This is a genomic window from Streptomyces scabichelini, assembly GCF_011045015.1.
Classification (GTDB): Bacteria; Actinomycetota; Actinomycetes; order Streptomycetales; family Streptomycetaceae; genus Streptomyces; species Streptomyces scabichelini.
Genome location: NZ_JAAKZY010000379.1, coordinates 1 through 4854, shown reverse-complemented (window position 1 = coordinate 4854; position 4854 = coordinate 1). Strand labels below are relative to the sequence as shown.

The window sequence follows — 4854 nt, the reverse complement described above, 5'->3', positions numbered from 1 at the left end:
TCTCCAGAGTACGGCCCGGGGGGCGGAGCGGGTCCGGGTCCGGAGCGGGTCTAGGTCCGGGGGCGGACCGGGTCCAGGTCCGGGGCGGACCGGGTCCAGGTCCGGGGCGGACCGGGTCCGGGGGCGGACCGGGTCCAGGGGCGGCATATTCGGCTCCCCTCTCGTGCGCGCTCGTGCATCTCGTCGACACTGGGTGCCATGACAATTGGCGCTCTGACAGATGTGGCCGGGCTGCGCGTGGGGCACGCCACGCGGACCGGCGGTGGTTGGCTGACCGGCACCACGGTCGTCCTGGCTCCGGAGGGCGGCGCAGTCGCGGCCGTGGACGTGCGCGGCGGCGGGCCCGGCACCAAAGAGACGGACGCGCTCGATCCACGCAACGTGGTGCGCAAGGTCGAGGCGCTGGTCCTGACCGGCGGCAGTGCGTACGGACTGGACTCGGCGGCGGGCGTGATGGCCTGGCTGGAGGAGCGGGGGCGCGGGATGCGCGTCGGGCCCGATCCGTCGCATGTGGTGCCGGTCGTCCCGGCGGCCTGTGTCTTCGACCTGGGCCGCGGCGGCGACTTCCGGGCCAGGCCGGACGCGGCGACGGGCCGTGAAGCGGTGGCGGCCGCTGCGGCGAGCGAGCCGGGCACGCCGGTCCAGGAGGGATGTGTGGGCGCCGGTACGGGGGCGGCGGTCGGAAGCATGAAGGGAGGGGTCGGCACCGCGAGTGCCGTGCTCGACTCGGGTGTCACGGTGGCAGCGCTCGTGGTGGCCAACGCGGCGGGGTCGGCGGTGGATCCGCTGACGGGGGCGTTGTACGGGGAGCTGCTTCAGGGGCGTATGACCTATCCGGAAGAGGAGGTGCACGAGGCGGCGCGGGCGCGGCTCGCCGAGGCCGCGGCGAAGAACGGCACTCCCCCGCTGAACACCACGCTCGCGGTGGTCGCCACCGACGCGGAGTTGTCGAAGGCGCAGGCGCAGAAGCTGGCGGGGACGGCGCACGACGGCATCGCGCGCGCCGTACGGCCGGTGCATCTGCTCAACGACGGGGACACGGTGTTCGCGCTCGCCACGGGGGCGCGTCCGCTGGCGGAGGAGAACCCTCTCGCGCTGAACGAGATCCTCGCGGCCGGCGCGGATCTCGTGACGCGGGCGATCGTGCGGGCGGTACGGGCCGCCGAGTCCGTGGAGGGGCCGGGCGGGATGTGGCCGGCGTACGGGGAGTTGTACGGGGAGCGGCGGTAGGCGGGGAGTTGTACGGGAATCGGGGCCTGGCCCCGTCTGGTGCCCTCTGATGCCTTTGACCAGGGGAGTTTGAGCCTGCGTCAGGGCGTGTGGGAACTTCTCACGCGGGTTCCACGTTTTCTGTGCGTACGTTTTCTCGGTTCCCGGACATGATGTCCGACTGAGGGGCTACGGTATGCACCCACAAGGTGACATGCAGCAACGCCGGGAGAAACCTTGAGCGTTCCGTACGAGACGGCAGCGTACGAGCCACCCGAGTCGCCCGAGTCTCCGGAGGAGCATCTCGCGCGACTCCTCGGCCGCGCCCTGAATTCCTTCGAGCTCTCCGACGAGACGATAGGGCGGCTCGACTGCGCGCTGGCGTACGACAGTTCGCTGCACTCCGCGCACCACAGTGCCGGACTGCACCGCGAGACGTACCGGCACACGTGGCTGCTTGCCGACGGTACGGCGCTCACGCTCTGGGAGCTTGTCCACAACACCGGGCCGGGCAGCCATCTGGAACATGAGGTGTACGAGGACCAGGAGGAGTTGCGGGCCGCGACCGCGCGGTTGCCGCTGCCGCCGGACGAGCCGGACTTCGAGATGCCTGTCATGGTGCGGCTGGCGCCGGTTCCCGAGTCTCGGCATGTGTACGTTCTGGACGACTCGGCGGATCACGGGCGGCGGTTGTTGCGGCGTGCCGAGAACGCGGACCGGCCTGGCGAGGAGATGGCCGAACTGCTGCAGATGGCGTTCGCGCACGAGATCACTCAGGCGTTCGGGCGGCCGTACGGGGGTAGGAGGGCGGGGCTTTGCTTCTCGCTCTACGAGCATGCGTTTCTGCTGTTGGACGGGCGGGAGCTGTCCCTTTGGGAGGTCGAGCACACCGCTACGTCTGATGGGCGGCACATGTGTGAGGTGTACGCGAGTGAGGATGCTGCGCGGGACGCCATGGAGAGGCGTGCCTCTGCCTCCGGCGGTTGAGCGGTTGGGTTCGTTGTTTCGTGCGGGGTTCGTTGTGGCTTGTCGCGCAGTTCCCCGCGCCCCTGGGTTCGTGGGTGGGTCGGGGCCGTGGGCCGGTGCGTCAGCCCGTCGCAGGGTGGGCATACGGCCCGGTGGTGGTACACAGTGCGGGTGACCTGAGAACGAACCTACGCGACGGGCATACGACGCACCGACCCACGCCCCCTCCCGCCGGTGGGCAAGTTCCGGTGCGTGGTGGCTGAGGGCTCGTCTTTTGGTCTTTTAGGGGCGCGGGGAACTGCGCGACCAGCCACGACGAACCCGCACCCGACGTGCGTCAGTGCGCGCTGTGGCCCGGGACGAAAATCCCGGGCCACAGCGCGTTTCTGACGGGTGGAGGTCAGGCTGCGACCGGCTCCTTCGTCGTCGAGGCGGCCGCCGGCGTCGCCGGCTCGGCCTCCGGCTTTGTTTTGCGCATGCCCTTCAGGGCTATGACCAGGCCTGCCGTTACCGCCGTGCCGACGGCGATGGCGAGGAGGTAGAGGAACGGCTTACCGATCAGGAAGGTGACCCAGATGCCGCCGTGCGGGGCGCGGAGGGTCGAGCCGAACGCCATGGTCAGGGCGCCGGTGACCGCGCCGCCCGCCATGGAGGCGGGGATGACGCGCAGCGGGTCGGCGGCGGCGAACGGGATCGCGCCCTCGGAGATGAAGGAGGCGCCGAGGACCCAGGCGGCCTTGCCGTTCTCGCGTTCGGCCGTGGTGAACAGCTTCTTGCGGATCGTGGTGGCCAGGGCCATGCCCAGCGGCGGCACCATGCCGGCCGCCATGACCGCCGCCATGATCTTCATCGCGGAGCTGCTCGGGTCCTGGACGGCGATACCGCCGGTGGCGAAGGCGTACGCGACCTTGTTGACCGGGCCGCCGAGGTCGAAGCACATCATCAGGCCGAGCAGGACGCCGAGCAGGACGGCGTTGGTGCCGGAGAGGCCGGAGAGCCAGTCGGTCATGGCCTTCTGCGCCTCGGCGATGGGCTTGCCGATCACGACGAACATCAGGAAGCCGACGACGATCGAGGAGATCAGCGGGATCACGACCACCGGCATGATGCCGCGCAGGACCGGCGGGATCTTGATCCGCTGGATGCCCATGACGACCGTACCGGCCAGCAGACCGGCGACCAGACCGCCGAGGAAACCGGCGTTGATGTTGAAGGCGATCATGCCGCCGACGAAGCCGGGGACGAGACCGGGGCGGTCCGCCATGCCGTAGGCGATGTATCCGGCGAGGACGGGGATCAGGAAGTTGAAGGCGACGCCGCCGATCTGGAACAGCAGGGCGCCCCAGCTGTCGACCTGGCCCCAGTCGAAGTGCTCCATGACCGGCTTGGCCTCGTTGATCTGGTAGCCGCCGATCGCGAAGCCGAGCGCGATGAGCAGACCGCCCGCGGCGACGAACGGGACCATGTAACTGACGCCGGACATCAGCCACTTGCGGAGCTTCGTGCCGTAGTGCTCGCCGGGCTCTCCGGCCCGTTCGACCGGCGTACCGCCGGGCTTGGCGGCCGCGGTGACCTCACCGCGCTCGGCCTTCGCCCGGACCTCGGCGATCAGCTCGGCGGGCCGGTTGATGCCCGCCTTCACGCCGACGTCCACGGTCGGCTTCCCGGCGAACCGGTCCTTCTCCCGTACGGGCACATCGTGCGCGAAGATCACGCCGTCCGCGGCGGCGATGACGGCCGGGTCGAGCCGGTTGAAGCCCGCCGAGCCCTGCGGCTCGACGACGACCTCGATGTCGGCGTTCTCGCGGCCCGCGTTCTCCAGCGCCTCGGCCGCCATGTAGGTGTGCGCGATGCCGGTGGGGCAGGAGGTGACGGCGACGATACGGAACGGACGGGTGCCGCCGGGCTGGGCGGGACCGTCCTCGACGGTCACGGCCGGCGCGGGGGCCGTGGTGTCCGCGGCGGCTTCGGCGGAGGCCGCTCCGGCCGGTGCCGCCGCGGAGTCTTCGGTGCTGCCCGACTGCACGGGCGCCGCGGCGGCGACCTGCGCGGCCACCGCGGGCTCGTTACCGCGGATCAGGTCGGCGGCCCCCTCCGCGTCGCCCACTGACCGCAGCGCGTCGGTGAACTCTGCGTTCATCAGCTGCCGGGCCAGTGACGACAGGATCGTGAGGTGGGCGTCGTCGGCGCCTGCCGGGGCGGCGATCAGGAAGATCAGGTCGGCGGGCCCGTCCGGCGCGCCGAAGTCGATCCCGGCCGCGCTGCGCCCGAAGGCCAGCGTCGGCTCGGTGACGTGTTCGCTGCGGCAGTGCGGGATGCCGATGCCGCCGTCGAGGCCGGTCGGCATCTGCGCCTCGCGGGCGGCCACGTCGGCGAGGAAGCCGTCGAGGTCGGTCACGCGGCCCTTGGACACCATGCGTTCGGCGAGGGCGCGCGCCGCCGCTTCCTTCGTATCGGCGGACAGGTCGAGGTCGACCAGGTCCGCGGTGATCATCTCGCTCATCGCGGGCTCCTTCGCACGCGTATCGCCCGGGGGAAGTCATGGGCGGGGGTGAGGACGGGGGTGTCGCGTTCAGACGTCTTGCGCTCGGACATGCCGCACTCAGGCCTGACGGAAATGCCGGAAGTGTCACATATGTCGAGGCGGGGAGGGAAGGTGGAGGCGGGGAAGGTGGACTG

General features: G+C 70.9%; 3 protein-coding genes. 2 read left to right on the top strand and 1 reads right to left on the bottom strand.

Translation table 11 applies throughout. The features are described 5' to 3' along the window. Positions 1 to 198: 198 nt before the first annotated feature. A complete protein-coding gene (locus G5C60_RS49485; protein WP_165270681.1) occupies positions 199 to 1230 on the top strand; it encodes a P1 family peptidase in 1032 nt (343 codons plus the stop codon). A gap of 216 nt (positions 1231 to 1446) precedes the next feature. After that, entirely contained in the window at positions 1447 to 2196 is a 750-nt protein-coding gene (locus G5C60_RS49480; protein WP_165270679.1) for a DUF6227 family protein, read from the top strand. Between the two features lie 379 nt (positions 2197 to 2575). Here the strand turns inward: G5C60_RS49480 and G5C60_RS49475 are convergent, their stop codons facing one another. Continuing rightward, positions 2576 to 4678, bottom strand: a complete 2103-nt coding sequence (locus tag G5C60_RS49475; protein ID WP_165270677.1) for a PTS fructose transporter subunit IIABC — start codon at positions 4676 to 4678, stop codon at positions 2576 to 2578. Positions 4679 to 4854 lie beyond the last annotated feature (176 nt).